This window comes from Pontivivens marinum (assembly GCF_900231835.1).
In the GTDB taxonomy this organism is placed as follows: domain Bacteria; phylum Pseudomonadota; class Alphaproteobacteria; order Rhodobacterales; family Rhodobacteraceae; genus Pontivivens; species Pontivivens marinum.
In genome coordinates this window covers 319977-344661 of the sequence record NZ_OCTN01000001.1, presented here as the reverse complement: position 1 = coordinate 344661, position 24685 = coordinate 319977, and the positions used below count along the sequence as shown (strand labels likewise).

General features: G+C 60.9%; 28 protein-coding genes. 19 read left to right on the top strand and 9 right to left on the bottom strand.

Annotated elements, in window-relative coordinates; all coding sequences use genetic code 11:
• The first annotated feature begins 39 nt into the window (after positions 1 to 39).
• The 3 genes from CR254_RS01775 (at position 40) to CR254_RS01765 (ending at position 2599) form a co-directional block, all read left to right on the top strand.
• Complete coding sequence (locus tag CR254_RS01775) at positions 40 to 897, top strand: prephenate dehydratase (RefSeq protein ID WP_097928086.1); 858 nt, start codon at positions 40 to 42, stop codon at positions 895 to 897.
• Between the two features lie 98 nt (positions 898 to 995).
• On the top strand, positions 996 to 1613 hold the full coding sequence (locus tag CR254_RS01770; protein WP_097928085.1) for a TetR/AcrR family transcriptional regulator: 618 nt from the start codon (positions 996 to 998) through the stop codon (positions 1611 to 1613).
• Entirely contained in the window at positions 1610 to 2599 is a 990-nt protein-coding gene (locus CR254_RS01765; protein ID WP_097928084.1) for a glutathione S-transferase C-terminal domain-containing protein, read from the top strand. Before CR254_RS01770 ends, CR254_RS01765 begins: the two co-directional genes overlap by 4 nt.
• Here the strand turns inward: CR254_RS01765 and cobT are convergent.
• The 3 genes from cobT to CR254_RS01750 form a co-directional block, all read right to left on the bottom strand.
• Positions 2596 to 4464 (bottom strand): cobaltochelatase subunit CobT, encoded by a 1869-nt coding sequence (gene cobT / locus CR254_RS01760; protein ID WP_097928083.1) that lies wholly within the window; start codon positions 4462 to 4464, stop codon positions 2596 to 2598. The genes CR254_RS01765 and cobT overlap by 4 nt on opposite strands.
• A 157-nt stretch (positions 4465 to 4621) precedes the next feature.
• Positions 4622 to 5608: a cobaltochelatase subunit CobS gene (cobS, locus tag CR254_RS01755; RefSeq protein WP_097928082.1), complete on the bottom strand. Its 987-nt coding sequence runs from the start codon at positions 5606 to 5608 to the stop codon at positions 4622 to 4624.
• A 75-nt stretch (positions 5609 to 5683) separates the two neighbouring features.
• Entirely contained in the window at positions 5684 to 5926 is a 243-nt protein-coding gene (locus CR254_RS01750) for a DUF2842 domain-containing protein (protein WP_097928081.1), read from the bottom strand.
• Positions 5927 to 6115: 189 nt separating this feature from the next.
• On the opposite strand from CR254_RS01750, the gene CR254_RS01745 reads away from it, so the two are divergent.
• Together CR254_RS01745 and CR254_RS18325 are read left to right on the top strand one after the other, a co-directional pair.
• Positions 6116 to 7138 (top strand): M42 family metallopeptidase, encoded by a 1023-nt coding sequence (locus CR254_RS01745; RefSeq protein ID WP_097928080.1) that lies wholly within the window; start codon positions 6116 to 6118, stop codon positions 7136 to 7138.
• 2 nt (positions 7139 to 7140) lie between these two features.
• Complete coding sequence (locus CR254_RS18325) at positions 7141 to 8388, top strand: N-acetylmuramoyl-L-alanine amidase (RefSeq protein WP_342744459.1); 1248 nt, start codon at positions 7141 to 7143, stop codon at positions 8386 to 8388.
• On the opposite strand, the gene CR254_RS01735 is transcribed toward CR254_RS18325, so the two are convergent.
• A complete protein-coding gene (locus CR254_RS01735) occupies positions 8385 to 8870 on the bottom strand; it encodes a hypothetical protein (RefSeq protein WP_097928079.1) in 486 nt (161 codons plus the stop codon). The genes CR254_RS18325 and CR254_RS01735 overlap by 4 nt on opposite strands.
• Before the next feature lie 93 nt (positions 8871 to 8963).
• Entirely contained in the window at positions 8964 to 9626 is a 663-nt protein-coding gene (locus CR254_RS01730; RefSeq protein WP_097928078.1) for an ArsR/SmtB family transcription factor, read from the bottom strand.
• A 113-nt stretch (positions 9627 to 9739) separates the two neighbouring features.
• Between CR254_RS01730 and CR254_RS01725 the strand changes: the two genes are divergently transcribed.
• Positions 9740 to 10048 carry an NIPSNAP family protein gene (locus CR254_RS01725; RefSeq protein ID WP_097928077.1) on the top strand — a complete coding sequence of 103 codons (309 nt, stop codon included), beginning with the start codon at positions 9740 to 9742 and terminating at the stop codon, positions 10046 to 10048.
• A gap of 2 nt (positions 10049 to 10050) precedes the next feature.
• Positions 10051 to 10395, top strand: coding sequence for an antibiotic biosynthesis monooxygenase family protein (locus tag CR254_RS01720; RefSeq protein WP_097928076.1), 345 nt, complete (start codon positions 10051 to 10053; stop codon positions 10393 to 10395).
• 15 nt (positions 10396 to 10410) lie between these two features.
• Here the strand turns inward: CR254_RS01720 and yghU are convergent, their stop codons facing one another.
• Complete coding sequence (gene yghU, locus CR254_RS01715) at positions 10411 to 11247, bottom strand: glutathione-dependent disulfide-bond oxidoreductase (RefSeq protein ID WP_097928075.1); 837 nt, start codon at positions 11245 to 11247, stop codon at positions 10411 to 10413.
• A 220-nt stretch (positions 11248 to 11467) separates the two neighbouring features.
• Here yghU and rpoZ point away from each other — a divergent pair, with 220 nt between their 5' ends.
• The 11 genes from rpoZ to recO all read left to right on the top strand — a co-directional run bounded on the left by rpoZ (position 11468) and on the right by recO (position 20104).
• The gene (rpoZ, locus tag CR254_RS01710; protein WP_097928074.1) at positions 11468 to 11821 is read left to right on the top strand and encodes a DNA-directed RNA polymerase subunit omega; all 354 of its coding nucleotides are present in this window, start codon (positions 11468 to 11470) and stop codon (positions 11819 to 11821) included.
• An 18-nt stretch (positions 11822 to 11839) separates the two neighbouring features.
• A complete protein-coding gene (locus tag CR254_RS01705; RefSeq protein ID WP_097928073.1) occupies positions 11840 to 14005 on the top strand; it encodes a RelA/SpoT family protein in 2166 nt (721 codons plus the stop codon).
• A gap of 71 nt (positions 14006 to 14076) precedes the next feature.
• Positions 14077 to 14730, top strand: coding sequence for a DUF2062 domain-containing protein (locus CR254_RS01700; RefSeq protein WP_245851342.1), 654 nt, complete (start codon positions 14077 to 14079; stop codon positions 14728 to 14730).
• A gap of 33 nt (positions 14731 to 14763) precedes the next feature.
• Positions 14764 to 15513, top strand: coding sequence for a pyridoxine 5'-phosphate synthase (locus CR254_RS01695; RefSeq protein WP_097928072.1), 750 nt, complete (start codon positions 14764 to 14766; stop codon positions 15511 to 15513).
• Complete coding sequence (locus CR254_RS01690) at positions 15510 to 16133, top strand: LysE family translocator (protein WP_097928071.1); 624 nt, start codon at positions 15510 to 15512, stop codon at positions 16131 to 16133. The genes CR254_RS01695 and CR254_RS01690 overlap by 4 nt, the downstream gene beginning before the upstream one ends.
• A complete protein-coding gene (gene acpS / locus CR254_RS01685; protein ID WP_097928070.1) occupies positions 16130 to 16561 on the top strand; it encodes a holo-ACP synthase in 432 nt (143 codons plus the stop codon). The genes CR254_RS01690 and acpS overlap by 4 nt, the downstream gene beginning before the upstream one ends.
• Before the next feature lie 45 nt (positions 16562 to 16606).
• The gene (gene lepB / locus CR254_RS01680) at positions 16607 to 17434 is read left to right on the top strand and encodes a signal peptidase I (RefSeq protein WP_097928069.1); all 828 of its coding nucleotides are present in this window, start codon (positions 16607 to 16609) and stop codon (positions 17432 to 17434) included.
• On the top strand, positions 17431 to 18117 hold the full coding sequence (rnc, locus tag CR254_RS01675; protein ID WP_425440221.1) for a ribonuclease III: 687 nt from the start codon (positions 17431 to 17433) through the stop codon (positions 18115 to 18117). Before lepB ends, rnc begins: the two co-directional genes overlap by 4 nt.
• Positions 18110 to 19027, top strand: coding sequence for a GTPase Era (gene era, locus CR254_RS01670; protein ID WP_097928068.1), 918 nt, complete (start codon positions 18110 to 18112; stop codon positions 19025 to 19027). The genes rnc and era overlap by 8 nt, the downstream gene beginning before the upstream one ends.
• The gene (locus tag CR254_RS01665) at positions 19017 to 19352 is read left to right on the top strand and encodes a DUF1491 family protein (protein WP_097928067.1); all 336 of its coding nucleotides are present in this window, start codon (positions 19017 to 19019) and stop codon (positions 19350 to 19352) included. Before era ends, CR254_RS01665 begins: the two co-directional genes overlap by 11 nt.
• A complete protein-coding gene (recO, locus tag CR254_RS01660; RefSeq protein ID WP_097928860.1) occupies positions 19352 to 20104 on the top strand; it encodes a DNA repair protein RecO in 753 nt (250 codons plus the stop codon). The genes CR254_RS01665 and recO overlap by 1 nt, the downstream gene beginning before the upstream one ends.
• On the opposite strand, the gene CR254_RS01655 is transcribed toward recO, so the two are convergent.
• Together CR254_RS01655 and CR254_RS01650 are read right to left on the bottom strand one after the other, a co-directional pair.
• Positions 20076 to 20552, bottom strand: a complete 477-nt coding sequence (locus tag CR254_RS01655) for an META domain-containing protein (protein ID WP_097928066.1) — start codon at positions 20550 to 20552, stop codon at positions 20076 to 20078. The genes recO and CR254_RS01655 overlap by 29 nt on opposite strands.
• A 62-nt stretch (positions 20553 to 20614) precedes the next feature.
• Positions 20615 to 22246 (bottom strand): acyl-CoA dehydrogenase family protein, encoded by a 1632-nt coding sequence (locus tag CR254_RS01650; RefSeq protein WP_097928065.1) that lies wholly within the window; start codon positions 22244 to 22246, stop codon positions 20615 to 20617.
• A 170-nt stretch (positions 22247 to 22416) separates the two neighbouring features.
• Between CR254_RS01650 and CR254_RS01645 the strand changes: the two genes are divergently transcribed.
• Entirely contained in the window at positions 22417 to 23196 is a 780-nt protein-coding gene (locus CR254_RS01645) for a sulfite exporter TauE/SafE family protein (protein ID WP_097928064.1), read from the top strand.
• Here CR254_RS01645 and CR254_RS01640 read toward each other — a convergent pair.
• The gene (locus CR254_RS01640) at positions 23193 to 24671 is read right to left on the bottom strand and encodes a gamma-glutamyltransferase (RefSeq protein ID WP_097928063.1); all 1479 of its coding nucleotides are present in this window, start codon (positions 24669 to 24671) and stop codon (positions 23193 to 23195) included. The genes CR254_RS01645 and CR254_RS01640 overlap by 4 nt on opposite strands.
• Positions 24672 to 24685: the final 14 nt, after the last annotated feature.

The window sequence follows — 24685 nt, the reverse complement described above, 5'->3', positions numbered from 1 at the left end:
ACGTTACATTGGCGCGACACTTGAGGCAGGACAAGACAGATGACGGGCACTCAGACAAATAGCGGTAAGATCTCGTTTCAGGGTGAGCTAGGGGCATATTCGCACCAGGCATGCCGTGAAATGTACCCTGATATGGAGCCATTGCCCTGCCGCACATTTGAGGCCGCAATCGAGGCTGTGCGCTCGGGTGCAGCTGATTTGGGCATGATTGCCGTCGAAAACTCGACATATGGCCGTGTGGCCGACGTACATCAGTTGCTGCCCGAGAGCGGTCTGGGAATCGTGGGCGAGCATTTCGTGCGCGTTCACATCAATCTGCTGGCCGTTCCCGGCGCGCAGATCAGCGATGTGCGTGAGGCGATGAGTCACACCGTATTGCTAGGCCAATGCCGAGATTTTTTGAGCGAACATGGAATCGCAACGCTAATCGGTGCTGATACTGCCGGATCTGCGCGTGCAGTTGCAGAGGCAGGAAAACCGGCCCTCGCGGCCCTTGCATCCGAACTGGCAGGTGAGATTTACGGCCTGGACGTTATCGCGCGCCATATCGAGGACGCGCAGAACAACACCACACGTTTCCTTGTCATGGCACCTGAGGGGGTGATGCCGGAATCAGTTGGACGCCCGATGATGACCAGCTTCCTGTTTCGCGTACGCAACATTCCTGCCGCGCTGTACAAGGTGATGGGCGGTTTCGCGACCAATGGCGTGAACATGACCAAGCTTGAAAGCTATATGATCGACGGCTCGTTCACTGCGACGCAATTCTTTGCCGAGGTTGACGGCCACCCCGATGATCCAGCCGTCGCGCGCGCGCTGGAGGAACTGGAATATTTCACGTCCTCGCTAAAGATTCTGGGCGTTTACCCCAAGAGCCGGTTCCGTACCGAAACCTGATAAATCTCAGGTCGCCTGTTCCATTTCAGGGGGGGACCGTGTTCGGCTGTCAATTGCACGACCGTTCAGTTACGGTGCGGTTGTGTAGGGGGAATATGATGGCGCGCAAAAGCGGATCAAGCGGGGAAAAAACCCGCGCTATGGTTGAGGATGCTGCGATCAGGCTGATCGCGCGATACGGGTTCGCGGCTGTTTCTATGCGCCAAATCGCGCGTGAGGTGGGCGTGCAGGCAGGGGCGTTGTATCTGTACACGCCTGATAAGCAGAGCCTGCTATTCGACATTATGCGTGGGCACCTCGTGCATTTGTTGGACAGTTGGCAACAGCACAGTCCACCCGTTGAAACCCCCGCCGTGATCCGGTTAGAGCGTTTTGTCCGGTTTCACATCGATTACCACATCATGCGCGCCGAAAAAGTGTTCATCTCCTATATGGAACTGCGCAATCTGGAGCCTGAAAACTTCTCGGAGATTGAGCGGCTGCGCCGTGATTATGAGCATGTGATCGAGGAAATCCTGACCGCCGGTGTGGCCGAGGGGGCGTTCGAGCATACAGATTCGCGCCTGACGACGATGGCAATGATCGCAATGTTGACCGGTGTTTCGACGTGGTATCGCGATGGTGGGCGCTTGCCTGCCGGTGCAATCGCAACACGCTATGTCGATATGGCGTTTCGACTTGCAGGCGCGGAGCCACTGGCCGAAGTTGCGGAATGAGCGCTAGATATGAACTGATCGGCCTTACGGCCTCACCTTATTCCATGAAGATTCGGGCGTTGATGCGTTATCGACGCATTCCGGTCGATTGGATCGTCGAATTGCCGCAACTGACGGGGCGAAAGGTGGGGGTCTCTCCGATTCTGTTGCCTGTGCTGCGTCACCCGATGGGCCGCGACCTGACTGATTCGACGACCATCGCGACCGTGCTGGAAACAGAGATCGTCAATGATCGCGGCACGATCCCGCCCAGGGATCAAGCGTTTCTCTGTCATTTGATTGAAGATATGGCCGACGAGTGGCTGACCAAGGCGATGTTCTGGTATCGCTGGCGCGACGATAATTCCGCAAGCTTTGCAACCAGTTGGATTGCGGCGGAGGTTGCGTCCGCACTGCCAAACCAAACGGCTGAGGGCATTGGCCCAACCTTGCGCAAACGTCAATCCGGCCGCATGCCGATGATCGGGGCGACTGCGGAAAACGGACCGGTGATCGAGGCGACATACCGCGCCGTGTTGGCCGCGCTACGTCCAATTTGTGCGGGGCAGGGATACCTGTTCGGAACCCGTCCCAGCCTTGCCGATTTTGCTCTGTTCGGGCAATTGAGCCAGCTCGCCCTCGATCCAGCCGCGGCTGAGATTATGCGAGTTGAGGCGCCAGAGGTTCTGCACTGGCTGCGCCGGATCGATGATGCTTCCGGTCTGGATGGCGAATGGATACCGGAATCGCTGGAAGGTTTGGTGGCGATCCTGACCATCATTGGCACGGATTACCTGCCATTTTTGGCCGCGAATGCTGATGCCTTGCAGGATAGTGAGCAGGTTTTACAGGTCGATCTTGCCTCGGGACCATTCACGAACATGCCCTACCGTTGGCAGGGTAAGTGTTTGACGCGGCTGCGGGAAATCTTTGCTCAGGCCGAGTTGAGCGCACCGGTGCGTGACCTGCTGGCCCGCACCGGATGCCTAGACGTTTTGCAGGGCTAACCGCGGCGGCGATCTGCCCGTGCGCGGGCGCGCGGGTCGCTTTCGAATAGCGCAGCCAACTGTTCGGTCATTGCACCGGCCAATTGTTCCACATCGGTAATCGTAACGGCGCGCTGGTAATAGCGGGTGACGTCATGCCCGATTCCAATGGCCAGCAGCTCCACCTGTTTGCGCTTCTCGATCATGGCAATCACGTCGCGCAGGTGCTTTTCCAGATAGTTTGGCGGATTCGCGCTGAGCGTCGAATCATCTACCGGTGCGCCATCCGAGATTACCATCATGATGCGGCGTGCCTCGGGGCGGCTTGTTAGGCGTTTATTTGCCCATTCCAGTGCCTCACCATCGATGTTTTCCTTGAGCAGGCCTTCCTTCATCATCAGGCCCAAATTGGGTCGCACACGCCGCCATGGGGCGTCGGCGCGTTTGTAGACGATGTGGCGTAAGTCATTGAGGCGACCGGGATTTCCGTCGCGCCCGCTTTGCAACCAATTCTCACGGCTCTGCCCACCCTTCCACGCGCGGGTGGTGAAGCCTAGGATTTCGACCTTAACCTGACACCGTTCCAGCGTCTGGCTCAACACATCGGCGCAGATCGCCGCGATGGAGATCGGGCGACCGCGCATGGAGCCGGAATTGTCGATCAGCAGCGTAACCACGGTGTCGCGGAATTCGGTGTCCTGCTCGACCTTAAAGCTGAGCGGCATGGTCGGGTTGGCGACGACACGGGCGAGGCGGCCGGCGTCCAAAACGCCCTCCTCCTGATCGAAATCCCATGACCGGTTTTGCTGCGCTTGAAGCCGCCGTTGCAGGCGGTTGGCCAGTCGGCTGACGGCGCCCTTTAGCGGTTCCAATTGCTGATCGAGATAGGCGCGCAGGCGAACCAGTTCTTCCGGTCCGGCGAGGTCCTCGGCGGCGATTTCTTCATCAAAATCAGTATTGTAGACCTTGTAACCCGGGTCGGCCTCGCTGATTGGGGGGGACGGCAGATCGGCGGGAGGTTCGCCCTCCTGCATCTGTGCCTCCTCGGTCACCTCATTCTCATCCGAATCGTCCTGCGCGACCTGTGCCTCGGCGGCGTCCGGGTCTGCCTCGGATTGCTCCTCGGATGTTTCGTCCGAGCTGTCGCTATCCTGCTGGTCGTCGCCCTGATCGTCCTGCGATTCGGGGTCGTTTTCCTCCTCGACCTCGGAGCCGTCATCCTCGGGGTCCTCGGCGGCATCCGGGTCGTCGCCCAGTTCCTCACCATAGCCCAGATCATCGATGACCTGCCGCGCAAAGCGGGCGAAGGATTTTTGGTCTGACAGCACGTCATCCAGATTATCCAGCGTATCGCCGGCCTGTCCCTCCAGAAAACCGCGCCACAGCTCCATCACATTGGCCGCACCGGCGGGCAGTTCGCGGCCCGTTGCCAAATGGCGAACCAGATAGCCAGCAGCCTCGGCCAAAGGGGCCTGTGCGGCCTCCTTAATATCGCCATATCCCAGGCGCTTAGCCTCCGCCGCGATTTTCGCGTCGATATTGCCTGCGCAACCGGGCATGGCGCGGGTGCCTACAGCCTCACATCGGGCGGTTTCCATTGCCTCATATATATTGCGGGCCATTTCGCCCTGCGGAGTATAGCGCGCATGGGTTGAGGAATTATGAAAGCGGGTGCGAAGCGCGTAGGCATCGGCCACGCCGCGGGCCAGCATCACCTCATCCCGCGTCATGCGGCGGGTTACCTGCGGCAAGCGTGCGGAATCGTTGGATAATCCGGGCGGGTCAACGGAGTAGGTGACCTTCATCTCAGGCTCGTTCGCCAGAGTGCGGGTGGCGTCCGCGAGGGCCTTTTTGAATGGATCGGCGGGGTTGTCGATGGGTTTCATGGGGCCTCCGCCGGATCAAGAATTAGGGTGCTGCTATGTGGCTGCTTTCGGGCTGCTATGTGGCTGCGCAGTAAAACGGTCGAGTATTGCGGGGAAAACCCCCACCCTCTCCCTCGCCCACCAGTGGGAGAGGGGACCCGTACTGCATATGCCACGATCACCCCAAGCTGACGCTTGCTGCGCTCTCGGGCAGTTCCTCGTCAAAGCAGCGCTGGTAGAATTCGGCCACGGTCTGACGCTCCAGCTCATCACATTTGTTGAGGAAGGTCAGACGGAACGCAAAGCCGACATCGTTAAAGATGCGCGCATTTTCAGCCCATGCAATCACGGTGCGTGGGGACATGACGGTAGAGATATCGCCGTTCATGAACGCGGTCCGCGTCAGGTCGGCCACGGTGACCATCTGGCTGATGACCTTTTGTCCGGCCTCGTTCTGATAGGTCGGGCTTTTCTCGATGACGATATTCGCCTCTGCATCATGGGGCAGATAGTTCAGCGTGGCGACCAGCGACCAGCGGTCCATCTGACCCTGGTTGATCTGCTGGGTGCCGTGATACAGGCCGGTCGTATCGCCAAGGCCGACCGTGTTGGCCGTCGCGAACAGGCGGAAGTAGGGGTTCGGCGTGATGACCTGATTCTGGTCGAGCAGCGTCAGTTTGCCGTCCTTTTCCAGCACGCGCTGGATCACGAACATCACATCTGGGCGGCCAGCATCATATTCATCAAATACAATCGCGGTCGGGTTGCGCAGGGCCCATGGCAGGATGCCCTCTTGGAATTCGGTAACCTGAACGCCGTCTTTCAGCTTGATCGCGTCCTTACCGATCAAATCGATCCGGCTGATATGGCTGTCGAGGTTCACACGAACGCAGGGCCAGTGCAGGCGCGATGCGACCTGTTCGATATGGGTGGATTTACCCGTACCGTGATAACCCTGAACCATGACGCGGCGGTTATGTGCAAAACCGGCCAGAATCGCGAGAGTGGTGTCGCGGTCGAACTGATATGTCGGATCAGCCTCTGGCACGCGATCGGTCATGGCGTCAAAGCCCATTACCGTCATATCGCTGTCGATGCCGAACGCGTCGCGGACGGAAATCTCGCGGGTGGGGGTATCGTTCATCTGGGTCGCTCCGTCAGCCATGGCGTATCCTCTCGTGCGTCAAGTCAGGTCTTTGTCGAGTATTTCAACGGTTGGTGCAAGGTTGCACGCGGCAAGTCATTTTGCGTCTGGTCCGGTGTCGGGGTCAGCATCTGGATCTGCTTTGCCCACGCCTTTGAAAACATTCTTGAATGGCAATGCCCATGCGATGCCAAAGAAGGCGTAGAGCACCAGCTCCACCAGAATGGGCAGGCGGGGCAGATTGCCCATGATGGCCCAGACCACCAGAATATACAGGGGCAGGCCAACCAGCAGGAGGAAGATCGACCAGCGGCGGCGGGATTTGTACGACATGCTCATATTGTTTCAGATAGCGCCGTCCGCGCCGTTTGAACAGGGTCACTGACGCGATGTGATAGTAGAGTTTGTGATCGTTACAATCAGATCAGGTACTAGTGGGCCCGACCAATTTGCGCAAAGCCGAAAGGCGGGGGTGCGAAACCGTGGCGGCGCGATTATGTTCGGGCTCAACCCTTAGGAGGACACCCAATGGATACCGATCTGCTCAAGCGTCTATGCGAAACCCCTGGCGTTCCGGGGCGTGAAAACCGCGTGCGCGACCTGATTATGGCCGAGATCGAGGGTCTGGCCGACGAAATCACAGTTGATCCCATGGGCAGCCTGATGGCCAAGCGCAACGGACCGGGCAAGCGGGTGATGATGCTGTGCCACATGGACGAGATCGGTTTTCTGGTCAGCCATGTCAGCGAGGAAGGCTGGATTTACGTCAATCCGGTCGGTGGTTTTGATAACCGCAACCTGTTCTCGCGCCGCGTGATGATCTGCACCAAGGATGGCGACATCAAGGGCGTGATGAATCCGGGCGGCAAGCCTGTGCACATCGCTTCGCCTGAGGATCGCAAGAAAATCCCTGCGATCTCCGAGTTTTTCGTCGATATCGGTCTGGGCAAGGAAGCTGCGGAGAAGGTTCAGGTTGGCGATTACGTCGTGATGGACGAGCCGTTTCTGGAGATGGGCGACAAGGTCGTGTCCAAGGCGTTGGACAACCGCATCGCGTGCTGGCTGGGCATTGAGGCCCTGCGCGCCGCCAAGGAAAGCGGCCATGAATGTGAGCTGCACGTTGTGTTCACAGTGCAGGAGGAGGTCGGTCTGCGCGGTGCGCGCACCGCGACCCATAAAATCCAGCCTGATATCGGCTTTGGCATCGACACCACCCTGTCCTGCGACACGCCCGGCGTGCCCAAGCAGGAGGCCGTGACCGTTCAGGGCAAGGGTTTCGGAATGCATATCAAGGATGGCAGCTTTATCGCCGACATCGCCTTGGTTGAGGAAATCGAGGCCTTGGCGCGGTCCAAGGATATTCCGTTCCAGCGCACAATCCTTGCCGCTGGCGGGCAGGATGGCGCGGCGGCGCAGCAGGCTGCTTCGGGCGCGCGGGCTGTCGGAATTGTAGTTGGTACCCGCTATATCCACACCGTGACCGAGATGATCGACAAGGGCGATCTGATTGCTGCGCGCGATATCCTGTCCGCGTGGGTCGCGGCGAACTAAGCTTGGATATCACGCAGCGAGCTTCGCCGAATTACGGCGATCGGCGGGGGCATGTACCCTCGCTGATCGTGCTGCATTACACGGCGATGGACAGCGCGGAGGCGGCGATTTGTCGGCTTTGCGAGGAGGAGCATCAGGTCTCGGCGCATTATGTGATCGGGCGGGACGGGGATGTAACGCAATTGGTGCCGGAGGATCAGCGTGCTTGGCATGCGGGTGCGGGCGCATGGGGCGACATCACGGATGTGAACTCGCACTCCATCGGGGTGGAGCTGGACAATGACGGGTTTAGCGCCTTTCCCGATGTGCAGATGCGGGCGCTGGATGGGTTGCTGCGCGCGATGCGTCGGCGCTGGGATATTCCAAAGCAGAATGTAATCGGGCATTCCGATCTGGCACCGGGGCGCAAATCCGATCCGGGGGCACTGTTCGACTGGGGCCGCTTGGCCGCGCAGGGGCATGCGATCCTCGTGCCAGAGGGTGTCGCCGCGCCGGGGGATTTTCGCGCGGCGGCGCGCGCGGCGGGTTGGACGGCTGTGGCGGATGACGACGTGCTGCTGGACGCTGTGCGATTGCGGCATCGGCCTGCGGCGCGGGGGCTGCCGCTGGACGGGCGCGATATGTTTATCGTGCGCTGGCTGGGCGATTTGGCGGTGCGGCGCGGGCCCGAGGATATTTTGGCAACCTATGAACGGCAGGCGGTTTCCTTTGACGCGAGGCGGCGTCGCGGGATGGAGGAGGACTGGCTAAGCCGGTTTGCGGCGTTAATGCCCGACGGGCCGGTGCTGGATCTGGGTTGCGGCGCGGGTCAGCCGATTGCCGATTGGTTCATGCGGCGGGGACGCTCGGTGACCGGTGTGGATGGTGCGGCGGCGATGCTGGCATTGGCGCAGCAGCGGATGCCGGATCAGGACTGGGTGCAGGCGGATATGCGCGGCCTTGATCTAGGTCGGAAATTTGCGGGAATCATCGCGTGGAACAGCTTTTTCCACCTGAAGCCGACCGATCAGGCCGCGATGTTTCCGGTTTTCAGGGCACAGGCGCAATCCGGTGCACCGCTGATGTTCACATGCGGACCGTCAGCGGGCGAAGTGTGGGGGCAGGTCGGGGGTGAGGATGTGTATCATGCCAGTCTTGCCACGGATCATTACGCGCGGCTGCTGGATGAAAACGGGTTTGATTTGCTCGATTTCGTGATCGAGGATCCGACCTGCGGCGGGCACACGATTTGCTTGGCGCGGAGGCGCTAAAACCCGCCGTCGCGCTTGGCCAGAATGGTCTGGATGATGTCGGCCATATTCTTGGTCTGCTGCGGATGGGCTGTGCCGCCGATGCCCAGCTTGCGTCCCTTTTGCCACCACAGGCCCGGCACCCAGTGGCGGGGGCGCGGTTCGCGTAGGACCAGCACAAATCCGTTAGAGGGTTTCAGCGCGAAGGTTCCACGCTCGATCTGTGTGATTTCATCAAGTGTGGCGAGGACGGTGCCCTCCTCGTCAATCAGCGCATCCTCGGTCAGATGAATGGATTTCAGGCCGGCACGGGCCATGCGCCGTGCCTGCCACAGGGCAACGCCGCCCACGACCAGCAGCAAGAGTAGCGACAGGATTTGCGGCGGCGGCGAAAACATCGCAACGCCGATCAGCAATGCGCCCAAACCGGCGGTCACGGTCACGCCGGACCAGCGGCGGAATGGGGAAACCTCGATAGTGTGGATGATCTGGGGTTGGGTCATTGTCGCCTCCTGCTGCGCGGCAGGATTAGGCGGTTGTGCGCGATACGTCACCTGTTTTCGGGCGCGGCGCGGTTTGTGGGTAGGGCTGCTATGCTAGAGCAGCCATTCGTACAGCGCCGCAGGGTTGCGGATTTCCACAATACGGGTGCCCGATACGCGGCGTATCCATGCGCGATCCTCGAACGCGGTGAACAGTGCGGCCCCTAGGCCGCCCGCCAGATGGGTGCGCCGCTCGGACCAGTCGAGGCAGGCACGGCAGAGCGGGCGGCGGGCGCGTTGCAGGGCCGGTATGTCGATGCCCAATGCGTCAAATGCGGTCAGCCCCGGTGGTGTTGGTGTCAGATCAGCCGTCAGGTGGCCGATTTCGATCAAGCGGTCGTGCAGTTGCACCCCCAGCGCCCCTGCAAGGTGATCGTAGCAAATGCGGGCGTGGCGCATTTCCGGTTCCTTTGGCCCCGGTCGTGTGCGCGTGGGGCCGCGACGGTCCACGATTTCCATCAGGGCCTCCAGCGTTTCGGCCACATCACTGCCGGAGAGGCGGATGTAGTGGTGCCGCCCCTGTCGCGCCGTGCTGACCAGGCCGCCCTCGCGCAGCCGTGCAATATGGCCGGAGGCGGTTTGGCGGGTGATGCCAGCCTCCACCGCCAATTCGCTGGCCGTCAGGGCGTGCCCCGCCATCAGCGCGGTCAGCATCCGTGCGCGGGCGGGATCGCCGATCAGGGTCGCTATGCGGGCTATATCGGGTCCGTCTGCCATGGGGGCAGTTTAGGGTCAGGGCGCGCATCGGGCAATCGTGGACGCTTCGGTTTGGGCCGAACCATTAGCGTGTTGCAGTGTGCGATAACGGGGCAGCACTGAAAGGAACCAGCATGCTGACCTGCATCATTCGATACGAGATCGAGCCCTATCAACGCGATGATTTCGCGCAATATGCCCGCAATTGGGGGCGTGCCATTCCGGAATGTGGTGCCGATCTGGTCGGCTATTTCGCACCGGTGGAGGGCACAACCACTACCGCGTACGGGATTTACAACATTGCCGATCTGGCGGCTTATCAGGACTATCGGGCCACACTGAGTGCACATCCGCTGGGCCGTCAAAATTACGAGTTCGCCGCCGCGCGCCGTTTCATCCGGCGCGAGGATCGCGCGTTCTACAGAAATGAAAGCAGGGGGTAGATATGCTTGCAGTGATATTCGAGGTTCAGCCAAAGGACGGAAAGCGGCAGGCCTATCTGGACCATGCGGCAGGCATGCGTGACCTGTTTGACGGATTGGAGGGGTTCATCTCTGTCGAGCGGTTCGAGAGCCTGACCACGCCCGGCAAGCTGCTATCACTGAGCTTTTGGGAGGATGAGGCCGCGCTGGACCGTTGGCGCAATGTCGAACGACACCGTGCGGCACAGCGGGCCGGGCGCGGGGATTATTTCGCCGATTACCGCCTGCGCATCGCCGGTGTGATCCGCGATTACGGCATGGATGAGCGTGAGCAAGCCCCGGCCGATAGTCGTGCAATACACGGTTAGGGCCGGGGCAGGGGATTAGTCGAGATCAGCGGCGGAGTGACGCTCTGCCACTTGGGTCGCCTCATCCCCCCATGGGCGGTTCACACGAACGCCGCGCTTCACTGCGGGGCGTTCTGCGATCTGTTCGGCCCAGCGAAGCACGTGCTTATATTCAGTGACCGACAGGAAGGTCGCGGAATCGTACAGCTTGCCCAGCACCAGTGCGCCGTACCACGACCAGATCGCCATATCCGCGATGGTATATTCGTCGCCCGCGATAAACGGATGTTCGGCCAATTGGCGGTCCAGCACGTCGAGCTGTCGCTTTACCTCCATCGCGAAACGGTTGATCGGGTATTCGAACTTCTCTGGCGCATAGGCATAGAAGTGGCCAAAGCCGCCGCCCAGATAGGGGGCGGACCCCATTTGCCAGAACAGCCAGTTCATCACCTCGGCCCGTGCGGCAGGTTCGGTGGGCAGAAACGCCCCGAATTTATCCGCGAGGTACAGCAGGATCGAGCCGCTCTCAAACACGCGCACGGCATCATCGCCGGAGCGGTCCATCAGCGCGGGGATTTTGGAGTTGGGGTTGGCCGAAACGAAGCCGGAGCCGAACTGGTCGCCCTCACCAATATTAATCAGCCATGCATCATATTCCGCGCCCGTGTGACCGGCGGCCAGCAGTTCCTCAAGCATAACGGTGACTTTTACGCCGTTCGGTGTGCCGAGTGAGTGCAGTTGCAGCGGGTGTTCCCCGATGGGCAGGTCCTTATCATGGGTCGGGCCAGCAATGGGGCGGTTGATGCTGGCGAATTTCCCGCCGCTTTCTGTGTCCCAGGTCCATACTTCGGGTGGGGTATAGGTGTCGGTCATGGGATTTTCCTTCGCAATTGTTCCCCAGTCATGTGTGTGCAGGTAACATCAGATCAAGTTACAGGTCGCGTGGATCGTGGCTTAGGTAACGTAAATGTGCCATCGCATTCACAAAATATCCGCGCCGCAGACATCTTGACCCTGAACCGTGCTTGCACCTAGGCGCTGTGCGCGTTACATGCATGTTTTCCCCGACCACGAAACGAGTGGAGGCCACCCTATGGCACGCGTTACCGTCGAAGATTGTGTTGATAAAGTTCCCAACCGGTTCGAGCTGGTCATGCTGGCTGCGCACCGTGCGCGTGAGCTGAGCACCGGTTCTGAACTGACTGTCGATCGCGACAATGATAAGAACCCTGTTGTTGCGCTGCGTGAAATCGCGGACGAAACGCTGACAGCCAACCACCTGCGTGAGGCAGCGATCGAATCGCACCAGCGCCAGATCGAGGTTGATGAGCCTGAAGAGGACCAGATGGCCCTGCTGATGGGCGATGGCGGTGACAAGCCGTCCGAGGATGACATGTCCGAGGAATCGCTGCTGCGCGCCCTCATGGACGCACAGGGCGAGAAGTGATTATGAAAAGAGAGCATCATGGCTGACGGGGCTACCGACGGTCGCTCTCTTTTCCGGCCTACCGCGGCAGAGCTTGCCGCGCAGGCCCGTGAATATAATCCCAATTCGAACTCTGCACTGATAGAGGCGGCCTATGCCTATGCGCAGGCCGCCCATTCAGACCAGCGCCGCCGCTCAGGCGAGGCGTATTTCACCCATCCGCTGGCCGTGGCGGAGATGTTGGTGGATCAGCAGCTAGACGATTCCACCATCGTTACTGCGCTATTACATGACACTGTTGAGGATACAGGCTCCACCCATCAGGAGGTGACGCGCCTGTTCGGTCGGGAAATTGCCGATCTGGTCAACGGTGTGACCAAGCTGACAAATCTGGAGCTGTCCTCGGCCGAGACGAAGCAGGCCGAGAATTTCCATAAGCTGTTGATGGCCGTCGCCCGCGATTTGCGCGTGTTGTTGGTCAAGCTGTCGGACCGCCTGCATAATATGCGCACGATCCGCCATATGCGTGCGGATAAGCAGATTCAAAAAGCGCAGGAAACCATGGATATCTACGCACCGCTGGCCGGTCGCATGGGTATGCAATGGATGCGGGATGAGCTGGAGGACCTGAGCTTTCGGGTGCTACAGCCAGAGGCGCGATCCTCGATCATCCGGCGGTTTATCACGCTGAAGAACGAGACCGGGGACATCATCCCCAAAATTACCGATGATATCGAAAAGGCGCTGTCACAGGCGGGGATTACCGCGCATATCAGTGGCCGTGAAAAGCGACCCTTTTCTATCTGGCGGAAACTGAACGATAAAAACGATCCGGAGGGTGATTTTCACCGTCTGTCCGATATTTTCGGGTTCCGTATCATCGTCGCGACCGAGGAAGATTGCTATCGCGCGCTGGGCGTTGTGCACCGGCGCTGGACGGCGGTTCCGGGGCGGTTCAAGGATTATATCTCGCAGCCGAAATCCAACGGCTACCGCTCGTTGCACTCAACGGTTTCGGGCCGGTCTGCGCGGCGGGTGGAAATGCAGATTCGCACCCGCGAAATGCATGAGGTCAATGAAAGCGGTGTCGCCGCGCATTGGTCCTATCGCGATGGTATCCGGTTCGAAAACCCGTTCGCGGCTGATCCGGTTGCGTGGCTAAAGGACCTGTCCGAGGGCTTGGCCAATTCGGACAACCCGTCGGAATTTCTGGAACATGCCAAGTTGGAGATGTTTCAGGATCAGGTGTTCTGCTTCACGCCCAAGGGTAAGGTGGTCAAGCTGCCGCGCGGTGCGACGCCGCTGGATTTCGCCTATGCGATCCACACCAATCTGGGCAATTCCTGTGTCGGGGCCAAGGTGGATAACCGTCGCGTGCCGCTGTTCACCCGCCTGCGCAACGGCCAGTCGGTGACGATTATTGCTGCTCCGGGTCAGAAGCCGCAGGCCAGCTGGGCCGATCTGGTCGTAACGGGGCGTGCCAAAACCGCGATCCGCCGCCATGGGCGTGAGGAGGAGCGCGAGGCGCAAATCCGTTTGGGTCGTGAATTTGCCCGTGTCGCCTTTGCCAAAGTGGGCAAGAAGGCCACGGAAAAGGCGCTTGCGACGGCGGCGGAGCGGATGAACATTTCTGGCGGCGCGGATGAGTTGCTGCGTGCGCTGGGCGCGACGGAGCAATCGGGCGATGCAGTTGTTGCCGTGCTATATTCCGAGCTGGTGGATATTGGCCCGACGGAGAACGGACATAGCGACGGCGTTATAGGTCTGGACCCCGGTCAGGCGGCCCGTGCGGCGCTGTGCTGTCAGCCGCTGCCCGGCGAGCGAATCGTCGGCATTACCTTTCGCGGGCAGGGTGTTGAGGTTCACGCAATCGATTGCCCCAAGCTGAGCGAATATGAGGAGCAGCCCGAGCGTTGGGTTGATCTGAAATGGGGCGTTGGTGAAAGCCTTGGCACGCATACGGCGGTGCTGGCTGTGACTATGGCGAATGATGCGGGTGTGCTGGGGCGGCTATGCTCATTGGTGGGTGAGCATAATGCCAATATCTCGGATCTGAATATTGTGGACCCCAAGCCTGATTTTTACGTCGTGGAAATTCGCGTTGATGTGCGGGACCTGAAACATCTTTCCCGGGTCGAGACTGCAATAAAGGCCGATTCGGCGGTGACAGATGTGGCGCGTAAGCGTAACTCCAAGGCGAACTAGTCTGGCTGTACGGGCCCATGCCCGAAACACGCAGTTATGACGATGGAATGATAGCAAGGACGGCCCGAACCATGGTGTTCAAGCGCAGAAAACCGCTGAGCATTCTGCAATGGCTGCGAGAGGGCGTGCTGCCCCGCGCGGGATGGCGTCGTGTTGTCGAATATCTGGCGCATCGGGTGCGCCGCCTGCCGGATAGTCCGCACAAGATTTCACTGGGTCTGGCCTGCGGTGTCTATATCTCGTTCTCGCCATTTTTCGGGCTGCATATTCTGGTCGCCATGGGGTTGGCGTGGCTGCTGCGGGGCAATGTATTGTCGGCGGCGATTTCGACCTTTTTTGGCAATCCGATTACGTTTCCGTTCATCGCCTATATCTCGCTAGGCATCGGGCGGTGGATCACGGGGGACGGTGGTACACGCGATTTCGGGCATATTGCCGGCGCGTTTAGCCATGCAGCGATGGGGATCTGGGGGTCGATCAAAAGCTTGTTCGGCTATGGTCCGTCCTCATGGGACCTGCTGGGCGGGTTCTTTTACGATCTGTTCCTGCCCTATCTGATCGGTGGAATCGCGCCAGGGTTGATTGGCGGGACGCTGACATATTACCTTAGCCGTCCACTGGTGCGCGCCTATCAGGCCCGCCGTCGCGAGAAAAAGCTGAAGCGGATTGCTACACGCGCCGCTGCCAAGAAACGGATTGCTGACGCGAACCAGCAAACCGACTAACCTTACCCCACACGATCATTCGGAGGACCGGGCATGAGCCAGTCGCACGACCGCCTTAGACTTGGGATCAACATTGACCACGTAGCCACGGTGCGGAATGCGCGGGGGGGATATTTTCCTGATCCGCTGCGCGCCGCAAAACTGGCCGAGCGTGCGGGCGCAGACGGGATCACCGCGCATTTGCGTGAGGATCGTCGCCATATCCGTGATGCGGATATCGAAGCCTTGGTAGAGGAGCTGACCGTTCCGCTGAATTTCGAGATGGCAGCAACCGCGGAAATGCACGCCATTGCCCTGCGCCACAAACCCCATGCGGTGTGCCTCGTTCCCGAAAAACGTGAGGAGCGCACGACCGAGGGTGGGTTGGAGGTTGCCGGTGATCTGGCACGGCTGACCGATTTCATCGCGCCCTTGGCTGAGGCGGGATCGCGGGTTTCCTTGTTCGTCGCGGCGGACCCTGTGCAGATTGAGGCGTCGGTCAAAACCGGTGCGGCGGTGATTGAGCTACATACAGGCGCCTATTGCGATGCCCATAATGAGGGGCGTTTCGATGATCGTGATCTAGAGCTGGCGCGGATTTGCAATGCGGCGGAGCTGGCGCATGGATTGGGGTTGGAGGTCCATGCGGGCCATGGCCTCGCCTTTGACAGTGTCGGTCCGATTGCCGCGATCCCTGAGGTGCGAGAGCTGAATATCGGGCACTTCCTGATTGGTGAAGCGATCTTCCTCGGGCTTGATGGCGCAATTGGCCACATGCGTCGCCTTATGGACGCGGCGCGATGAACCCTGCCGATTTCGGCCTGATTATGGTTGCCGCATTGATTGCGGTGGCCAGCCCCGGGCCTGCTACCTTGGCCATTACCAGCACGTCGATGCAGCGTGGGCGGGCACATGGTGTCTCCGTGGCCAGCGGGGTTTTGACCGGCTCGCTGATGTGGTCCTGCGCGGCGGCGTTGGGGTTGGGCGGTATCATGGCGGCCCATGCGGGGCTGTTGGAGGTGCTGCGCTACGCGGCGGCATTCTATCTGCTGTGGTTGGCGTATAAATCGGCGCGGTCCGCCGTGCGTGCAGGCAATCCAGTTGCGAAACCGTCGGATGCACGGGCCTTGCGCGGCAGCTATCTGCGGGGGCTTGGCCTACACCTGACCAATCCGAAGGCGATCTTTTTCTTTGGCGCGTTATACACGGTCGGCATTCCGGCGACGGCAACGACGCTGGATGTTGTGATGGTTGTCGCCCTGATCGCAGTGCAAAGTGCGACAGTGTTTCTGGGCTATGCGGTGTTGTTCTCCTCGGCCCGTGCGCAGGCTGTTTATCTGCGCTCGCGCCGCTGGATTGAGGGGGCGGTTGCAGTCCTGTTTGCGGGCGCTGCCTTGCGTATTTTAAGGGGTGGCCTGACGTGATCTTGGGTGTTGGCACGGATATGGCGAATATCGAGCGGATCGAGGGCACCATTGCGCGGTTCGGCGAGCGGTTTTTGAACCGTTGCTATACCGACATTGAGCGCGCCCGTTCCGAGCGGGTGGCCAATCGGGTTGAAAGTTACGCAAAACGCTGGGCAGCCAAGGAGGCGTGCTCCAAGGCGCTCGGCACCGGTTTGCGCATGGGGATTGCGTGGCGCGATATGGAGGTGCGTAATTTGCGCACAGGCCAGCCCACCATGCACGTCACCGGTTGGGCGGCAGAGCGGTTGAAAACCATGACGCCTGCGGGCTGTGAGCCCTTTATCCACGTTAGTTTGACCGACGATCACCCATGGGCCAGTGCCTTTGTCGTGATCGAGGCACGCCCCGTCACATCCCCCGCGCCAGTTGACATTCCGGGGGCTTAGCGCAAGAACCCGCACTAGCATCAAAACCCACAAGGACAGTGTTTCATGGCCAGTAAGAATTCTGAGGGCGGCGTTCTGGATACGCTCAAGACCGTCATCTATGCCTTTCTGCTGGCTGGACTGATCCGAACCCTGTTTTTCCAACCGTTCTACATTCCGTCCGGCTCGATGAAGCCGACGCTGCTGATCGGTGATTTCCTGTTCGTGAACAAATTCGCCTACGGCTATTCGCGCTATTCCTGCCCGATGGCCCTGTGCGCCGTTGATGGCCGCCTGTTCTTTAGCGAGCCAGAGCGCGGCGATATCGTTGTGTTCCGGCATGAGGGGCTGGGCCAGGATTACATCAAACGCCTGATCGGTCTGCCCGGTGATACCGTGCAAATGCAGGGCGGACGCCTGATCCTGAACGGTGAGATGCTGCCGCTGGTTCCTGCGGAGCCGTTCGAGGAAATCTTTGAATATCAACAGGCCACCCGTCCGCGCTGCGCCAATGGCTCCGTATCCCTGGGTGCGACGTGTCAGAAGGAACAGTTCATTGAGAGCCTGCCAAATGGCGTGGATCACATGGTTCTGAATATCGGGGATGAGACGGGCGACAACACGCCGATCTATACCGTGCCGGATGAGCATTACTTCTTTATGGGCGATAACCGCGATAACTCGACCGACAGCCGCTATTTCACGCGCGCGCAAACCTCTGAATTCCGTGCGGAGCTGTCCGGCCCGCCGCCCTTTAGCGGGTCCGGCGTTGGATTCGTGCATCGTGATCTGCTGATCGGAAAGGCGAACCTCGTCGTGTTCTCGGCTGCTGGATCGTCCCTGTTCAAGGTCTGGAATTGGCGCATGGATCGCCTGCTGGAATGGGTGGAGTGAGCGCGAAATCTGCACGCGCCGCCCTGATGCGGGCGCTGGGGCATGAATTTGCGGACCCCGGTTTGCTGGAGCGTGCGCTGACGCATTCCTCGATCGCAAACCGTGCGCGCCCTGATAACCAGCGTCTGGAATTTCTGGGGGATCGCGTTCTGGGATTGGTGATTGCCGAGGCATTGCTGACCGAGGATAAGAATGCGGCCGAGGGCCTGATCGCGCCGCGTTTCAACGCATTGGTGCGCAAGGAAACCTGCGCCGCGATTGCCACCCATGTCGGGATTGGTGAGGCGCTGATCCTTGGCCGATCCGAGGCGCAGACCGGTGGTCGGCGCAAAACCGCATTGCTGGGCGACGCGATGGAGGCAGTGATTGCCGCCGTTTACCGCGATGCTGGTATGGAAAAGGCCCGCGCGGTTATCCTGCGCCTATGGGCCGATTATATTGCCGGAGCCGAGGAGGACGCGCGCGACGCGAAAACCCGACTTCAGGAGCTCGCACAGGCCCGGGGCGAGGCATTGCCCGTCTACAAGGTCGTTAACCGGCGTGGGCCGGATCACAAGCCGGTCTTCACCATCGAGGTACGTCTCGAATCCGGTGGCACCGCATCGGCGGAGGCGAGCAGCAAGCGCGACGCCGAACAGCAGGCCGCCCGCCGCCTGCTTGAGGAGATTTCGTCCGATGACTGAACAGCAAACCCGCGCAGGCTTCGTTGCCCTTATTGGTGAACCCAATGCCGGTAAATCCACCCTGACCAATGCGATGGTCGGGGCGAAAGTGTCGATTGTGACGCATAAGGTCCAGACCACCCGCGCCCGCATTCGCGGCGTCGCGATGGAGGGGGACAGCCAGCTGGTGCTGGTCGATACGCCTGGTCTGTTCCGCCCGCGCCGCAATCTGGATCGCGCCATGGTTAAGGCCGCATGGTCCGGTGCCGCGGATGCCGACATTGTGGTCCTGTTGATCGAGGCGCATCGCGGCAAGACTGACGGCGTGGACGCGATTATCGCCGCGCTAAAGGAACGTGATGTTGAGGGGCAGAAGGTTGCCCTCGCTATTAACAAAATCGACCGGATTCCTCGTGACCGCCTGCTGGCGCTGACGGCGGAGATGTCCAAGGAATTCGATTTTGCCCAAATCTTTATGGTTTCGGCGGAGAAGGGCTACGGCGTTGATGACCTGAAGGCGTGGCTGGCTGGTCGTGTGCCCGAGGGGCCGTGGATGTACCCTGCGGATCAGATCGCCGACCTGCCGCTGCGCATGATCGCGGCGGAGATTACACGCGAAAAGCTGACCCTGCGCCTGCATCAGGAATTGCCCTATCAGTTGACCGTTGAGACGGAAAGCTGGGAGGAGCGCAAGGATGGCTCGGTCCGGATCGATCAGATCATCTATGTCATGCGTGACGGGCATAAGGGCATCGCGCTCGGCCCGAAGGGTGAGACGATCAAGGCGGTCAGCATGGCCGCGCGCGAGGAACTGAACGAGTTTCTGGGCCAGAAGGTCCACCTGTTCCTGCAAATCAAGGTACGGCCGAACTGGCTGAGCGAGGCAGAGCGCTTTAGCGAAATGGGGCTCGACATCAAAGATGGCGGCTGAGCCGCGCCTCACCTCTGAATTCTGGGTGCATGCCTATCTGGCGCGCCTGCGGTTGAATGACATTCCGGTGTTTTTAACGGCCAAGGGTGACGCCACGGCGGGCGCTGTGATCGTCAAGCTGAACACGCTGGACGGGCAGGCGCGGGCCTTTCACCGCAGTTATGATATGGAGTTCAACCGTATCTGGGTTGAGCTGATTGCCGGTGCGGATCGCACGGTTGAGGATGAGCTGACCCGCCAGCGTATGTCCGACCCCGATCTGTGGATCGTTGAGGTCGAGGATCGCGCAGGTCGGCATCTGCTGGATGAGGAGGGCCTGGCGTGATCGAGTGGCGCGAGCAGGGCATCCTGCTGGCCGTCCGGCGTCATGGTGAGGCCAATGCAATTATCGAAGTTCTGACCCGCGATCACGGCCTGCATGCAGGTGTCGTGCGCGGGGGCGCGTCGCGCAAACAGGCGCCTCTGCTACAGGTCGGCGCGCAACTGGACCTGACTTGGCGCGCACGGATCGAGGATCATATCGGCAGTTTCGTGGTGGAGCCTGTTCGGTCGCGCGCCGTGCCGATCATGGCGGATCGGGCTGCACTGGCCGCGCTGCAATCGGTGGCGGCGCTGTTGACCACCTGTATAGCGGAGCGGCAGCCGGTAGAGGAGGTGCATGATCGCACCTACGCGTTGCTCGACACGCTGGCCCGCCAACCCGATTGGCCGCAGCTATACGCGCAATGGGAATTATCGCTGCTGGCGGATTTGGGGTTCGGCCTGGACCTAAGCTGTTGTGCGGTGACGGGGGTGACGCAGCAATTGCGCTATGTCTCACCGCGCACAGGTCGCGCCGTGTCGCAGCAGGGCGCGGGGGAATGGGCGGATCGGTTACTGCCGCTGCCACTGTTCTTGCTGATGGGTGGGGATGCCAGCGCACAGGAAACGGCGGATGCGCTGCGCCTGACGGGGCATTTCCTGCGGCAATGGCTGGGCCCGACCCTGACCCGATCCAACGCGCTGGATGCGCGGGATCAGGCGGCGCGGGCGATTGTGGGGCAGATGGTTAAAGCGGCAGGAACTCCAACCGGATAATCCCGCCCGCATCACGCATAACCAGCACGCCGTTCTCCACATGGGCGGAGCGGGCGTCGATCATGGCGATGGCGATTTCCTCTTGCAGGGTGGCACGCTCGCAATCGGGCAGGCGGGGCACGACGATGGTTTCCACCACGAAAATCTCACCCGTTCCGAAATAGTTGCCGCGAATATCCTGACAGGGGCCGGTGCCGTCGATCTGTCCGCCGGACAGGTCAACCTCCATCACGCGCCCGACCAGCCGGTCGTTCAGTACGGTCAACGCCCAATCCACGTCGCTGATCTGCGTCGGGATGATTTCGGGTGGGGCATTTGCCGCCTCAAGCGCGGCAATCTCCGCGCCCCGCGATGGGGCGGGCCGGCCGGGGGCAGGGGCCGAAACCTCACGCGGGGTGGGGTCACAGGCAGCGAGGAATAGCAGCAGCAGGGGCGCGATGCGCAACATGGGTCAGCGTCCGTCAGTTTGGGTCGCACCAGAGCTAACCCGCGTGCCCCGCTGGGGCAAGGCTACGCTTGGCGAGTATCTAGCAGGCGGCGGGCGATAACATGGGCCTGAATTTCGGCTGCGCCCTCGAATATGTTGAGGATGCGGGCATCGCACAGCACGCGGCTGATCGGGTATTCCATCGCGAAACCATTGCCACCGTGGATTTGCACGCCGTTATCCGCAGCGGCCCATGCGACGCGCGCGCCCAGCAGTTTGGCCATGCCGGCCTCCAGATCGCAGCGACGCTCGGCGTCCTTTTCGCGGGCGGAGAAATATGTGAGCTGCCGTGCGATCATGATCTCAACCGCCATCATGGCTAGTTTGGCATAAACGCGGGGTTTTTCGACCAGTGGCGCGCCAAAGGCGGTGCGGTCCAGCGCGTATTGCAGGCTAAGCTCCATCGCGCATTGCGCCACACCTATAGCGCGGGCGGCGGTCTGGATGCGGGCGCTTTCGAATGTGCGCATAAGCTGGCGGAAGCCCTGACCCTGTTTGCCACCCAACAGCGCATCGCCGGAAACGCGGTGATCGTCGAGGGCGAGAGTGTATTCCTTCATCCCGCGATAGCCGAGGACCTCGATCTCTCCACCATGGATTGTCGCATCGGGGAAGGGCTCCGCATCAGTGCCACGGGTTTTCGGGGCGAGGAACATGGACAGGCCGGAATAATCATCCGTATCGGGCACGGTGCGGGCAAGTACGGTCATCAGGTCGGTGCGGCCGCCATGGGTGATCCATGTTTTGTTGCCACGCAGCACCCAGTCATCGCCATCCTGTACGCCGCGTGTTTTCAGCGCACCAAGGTCCGATCCGGTATTGGGTTCGGTGAACACAGCGGTGGGCAGGGTTTCACCGCTGGCGAGTTTCGGCAGCCATTCCGCCTTTTGCGCGTCAGTGCCACCACCAAGGATCAGCTCCGCCGCGATTTCCGACCGTGTGCCCAGCGAGCCAACGCCGATATAGCCGCGCGACAGTTCCTCGGACACCACACATATCGCGGTTTTGCCGAGGCCGAAGCCGCCATGCTCCTCAGGTATTGTCAGGCCAAAGACGCCGAGTTCGGACATTTCCTCGATGATGCTCATCGGGATCAACTCGTCCTTTAGGTGCCATTCATGGGCGTGTGGCAGGACCTTATCATCGGCAAAGCGGCGGAACTGGTCGCGGATCATGGTGAACTCTTCGTCCAGACCCGTCGCGCCGAAGGTCGCGACGCCCTGCCGTTCGACCATCAGCGCGGCGAGGCGTTGGCGTGCCGCATCGGTATTGCCGGACATGAGCGGCGTCATGGCGTCGGGCAGGGACAGGCCCAGATCGGCAAGGCGGAACATCTCACCTTGGCTCATCGGGATGCCGCCGGAAAGCTGGCTGATATATTCGCCTAGGCCGATGGTCAGGATCAGCTCCTCCATCTCACCGAACGCGCCATCGGCATTCAGGCGTGTCGCCCAGTCGATAAGCTGCACAAGCGCCTCGCAATAGGTGGCGATCCACGCAACACCGTGGGCGTCATATTGCACTGCGTCCACGCTACGCTGCGCCGTTAGGGTGGCCAGTGCATCGACCGCATCGCCGCGCAGGGCCTGCAAGGGGGCAATAGCGGCCTGGGCCTGCTGTAGGATGCGATCATTGCTCATCGGTGTATCTTTCATCGGTCGAGCCCTCGAATGGTGCGGCGCACAAATTCCGTGCAGTTGCGAGGGACACTAGGGTGCGGATTTGGAGGGGTCAAGATGTGCTCGCAACAATCGTGCGTAATTGTGTAATTTATAGAATGTTTATTAGCATTGCGTTTGCGCCCTTTGCCGTGTGAATTCAGGCCATGTCATTTTTCGCACCTGTTTTTGCCTCCATCGACCTCGATCTGATTCTGATTGCGGTTTTGATCATGTTCATCGCCGGATTCGTGAAGGGAGCGGTCGGTTTCGCCCTGCCTATGGTGGCGATCAGCGGCATCGGGTCGTTGATGCCCGCCGCGATTGCCGTTGCTGCGATCATGTTGCCGGCGGCGCTGACCAATCTGTGGCAGGCGCTGCGGGATGGGCCGCGCGCGGCGCTTGGCAGCTTGATGGCGTTCCGATGGTATGTGCTGCTGATCGTGTGCGTGATGGGCATGGTGGCGCCGTTGGTCAGCATCCTATCGACGGAGATGTTGTTTATCGTTCTCGGTGGCGGGGTTACGTTTTTTGCTGTGCTGCAACTGGCAGGTTGGCGGCCGGGGCCGGAACTGGGCAAAACGCGCATCGCCACGATTATTTCGGGTGTGACGGCCGGGGTCTTTGGCGGTTTGGCCGCTGTGACCGGCCCCGCCGTGGTGCTGTACCTGCTGGCGCGTGAGGTACCGAAGGTGGAGCAGGTGCGCCTACAGGGCGTGATCTTCCTGCTGGGTCTGCTGGTGGTGATTACGGTTCATGGGCGGACGGGCGTGCTGAACGAGTTGACGTTGCCGCTATCGGTGATGTTGATCGTACCTGCAATTGCGGGCATGGGCGCTGGCCTGTTGGTGCAGGACCGGTTGGAGCAGGAAACCTTTCGCAAGGCGACATTGGTTGTTCTGGTTGTCGCCGGTTTGAACCTGCTGCGTCGGGGTCTGATGGGTTAGGTCTGGGCGAAACCATCGCGGCGCGGGTCGGCTACGGCCTCGATCTGACCGCGGGGGGATCGGCGCACGGCATGGACCCCGCCAAAATACATCGCACGATCTGGCCACAGGTTCAGATCGGCAGGCAGGGCGCGAATGGCGTCGTACCAACGCTCCTCCGCCGGTTCTGCGGCGACTGGCCCGTTCAGGGTATCCAGATGCAGGCGAGGGGCGAGGATTGCTTGCTCCAGCGCCATACCGTCGATCAGGTGCAATGCGGTCTGGCTGAGCGCGGTGCGGATGCGGCTGGACCCGCCTGATCCCATCATGGTGATTGATCCGTCCGGCGCGCGCAGGCTGATCGGGCACATGGCGGAGGCGAGACGGATGTCCTGCTCCCAACTGCCCGGACCGGCGGGCAGCAGATCCTCCTCACCCAACATATTGTTCGGCATGATGCCGGTGCCCGGAACGATCATTCCCGCGCCTGTGCCGTTGGATAGGGTCAGCGCCGCGCCCAGCCCCTGTTGATCCGTGACCGAGATATGGGTCGTGCCGCGCAGGCGGGCATCGTGGCGGGCCAGCGTCTTGCGCAGTTCAGCGGCCAAGGTCGGATCAAAGCGCAGCGTGGTGTCTGATTTTTCGCGCAGGTTCAGCAGCTCAATCTGTGCGAGGTGCAGCAGCGCGGGCGTAACCTGATCGGGCAGCGCGTCCAGCATCAGCGCGATTTGCGCGCCCCCGATGGAGGGGGACGGGGTTAACGATACCTGCCAGCCGCGTCGGGTCATTTGCAGGGGATCGCGCCATTTCGGAGCATAGCGGCGCAGGTCATCGGCGGTCAGCACGGTGCCGTCGAGCGAGAGCAGCGCCTGCGCGACCTCCCCCTCAGTGAACAGGCGGGGGCCCTCAATCGCGAGGACCTCCAGCACGTCGGCAAGGTCGGGGGCGGTCAGGGTATCGCCCGCTTGCATGATGCGTTCCGCGGTGCCGAACCGCTGCTGCGTGCGTGGGTCTGCGGTCAGGATCGGGGCGGCAATCTGTGCGACCTCGGCCTGTAGGGTGGTCACGACATGGCCGTTACGGGCGGTTTCGATTGCGGGTTGGGCCAGTTCACGCATCGGCGTTTTGCCAGCGCGGGCGTGGGCCTCAAACAACATCGGGATCAGGCCGGGTGTGGCGACGGTGCCTGCGCCAATGTGGAAAATCTGCGTGGTGTCGCCGAAATCCGCTTCGACCTGCTGCACATCGCCGGGAATGCGGCGGCGCGGCGTTTGGACAAAGCCGTCCAGCACACGCGGCGCGCCATGTAATGGGGCCAACATCAGGAAGCCGCCTCCCATCGGTCCGGCCAGAACCGGTTCCACCACACAGGCCATCAGGGCGGCGGCGATGCACGCATCCACGGCGGTGCCGCCCGCGCTGAGCACGTCATATGCAGCCTGAGTCGTCAGGCGGTGGCCGGTTGCGGCGGCGATGGGATGTTTGTTGGCTTTCATAGATCAGGCGATGC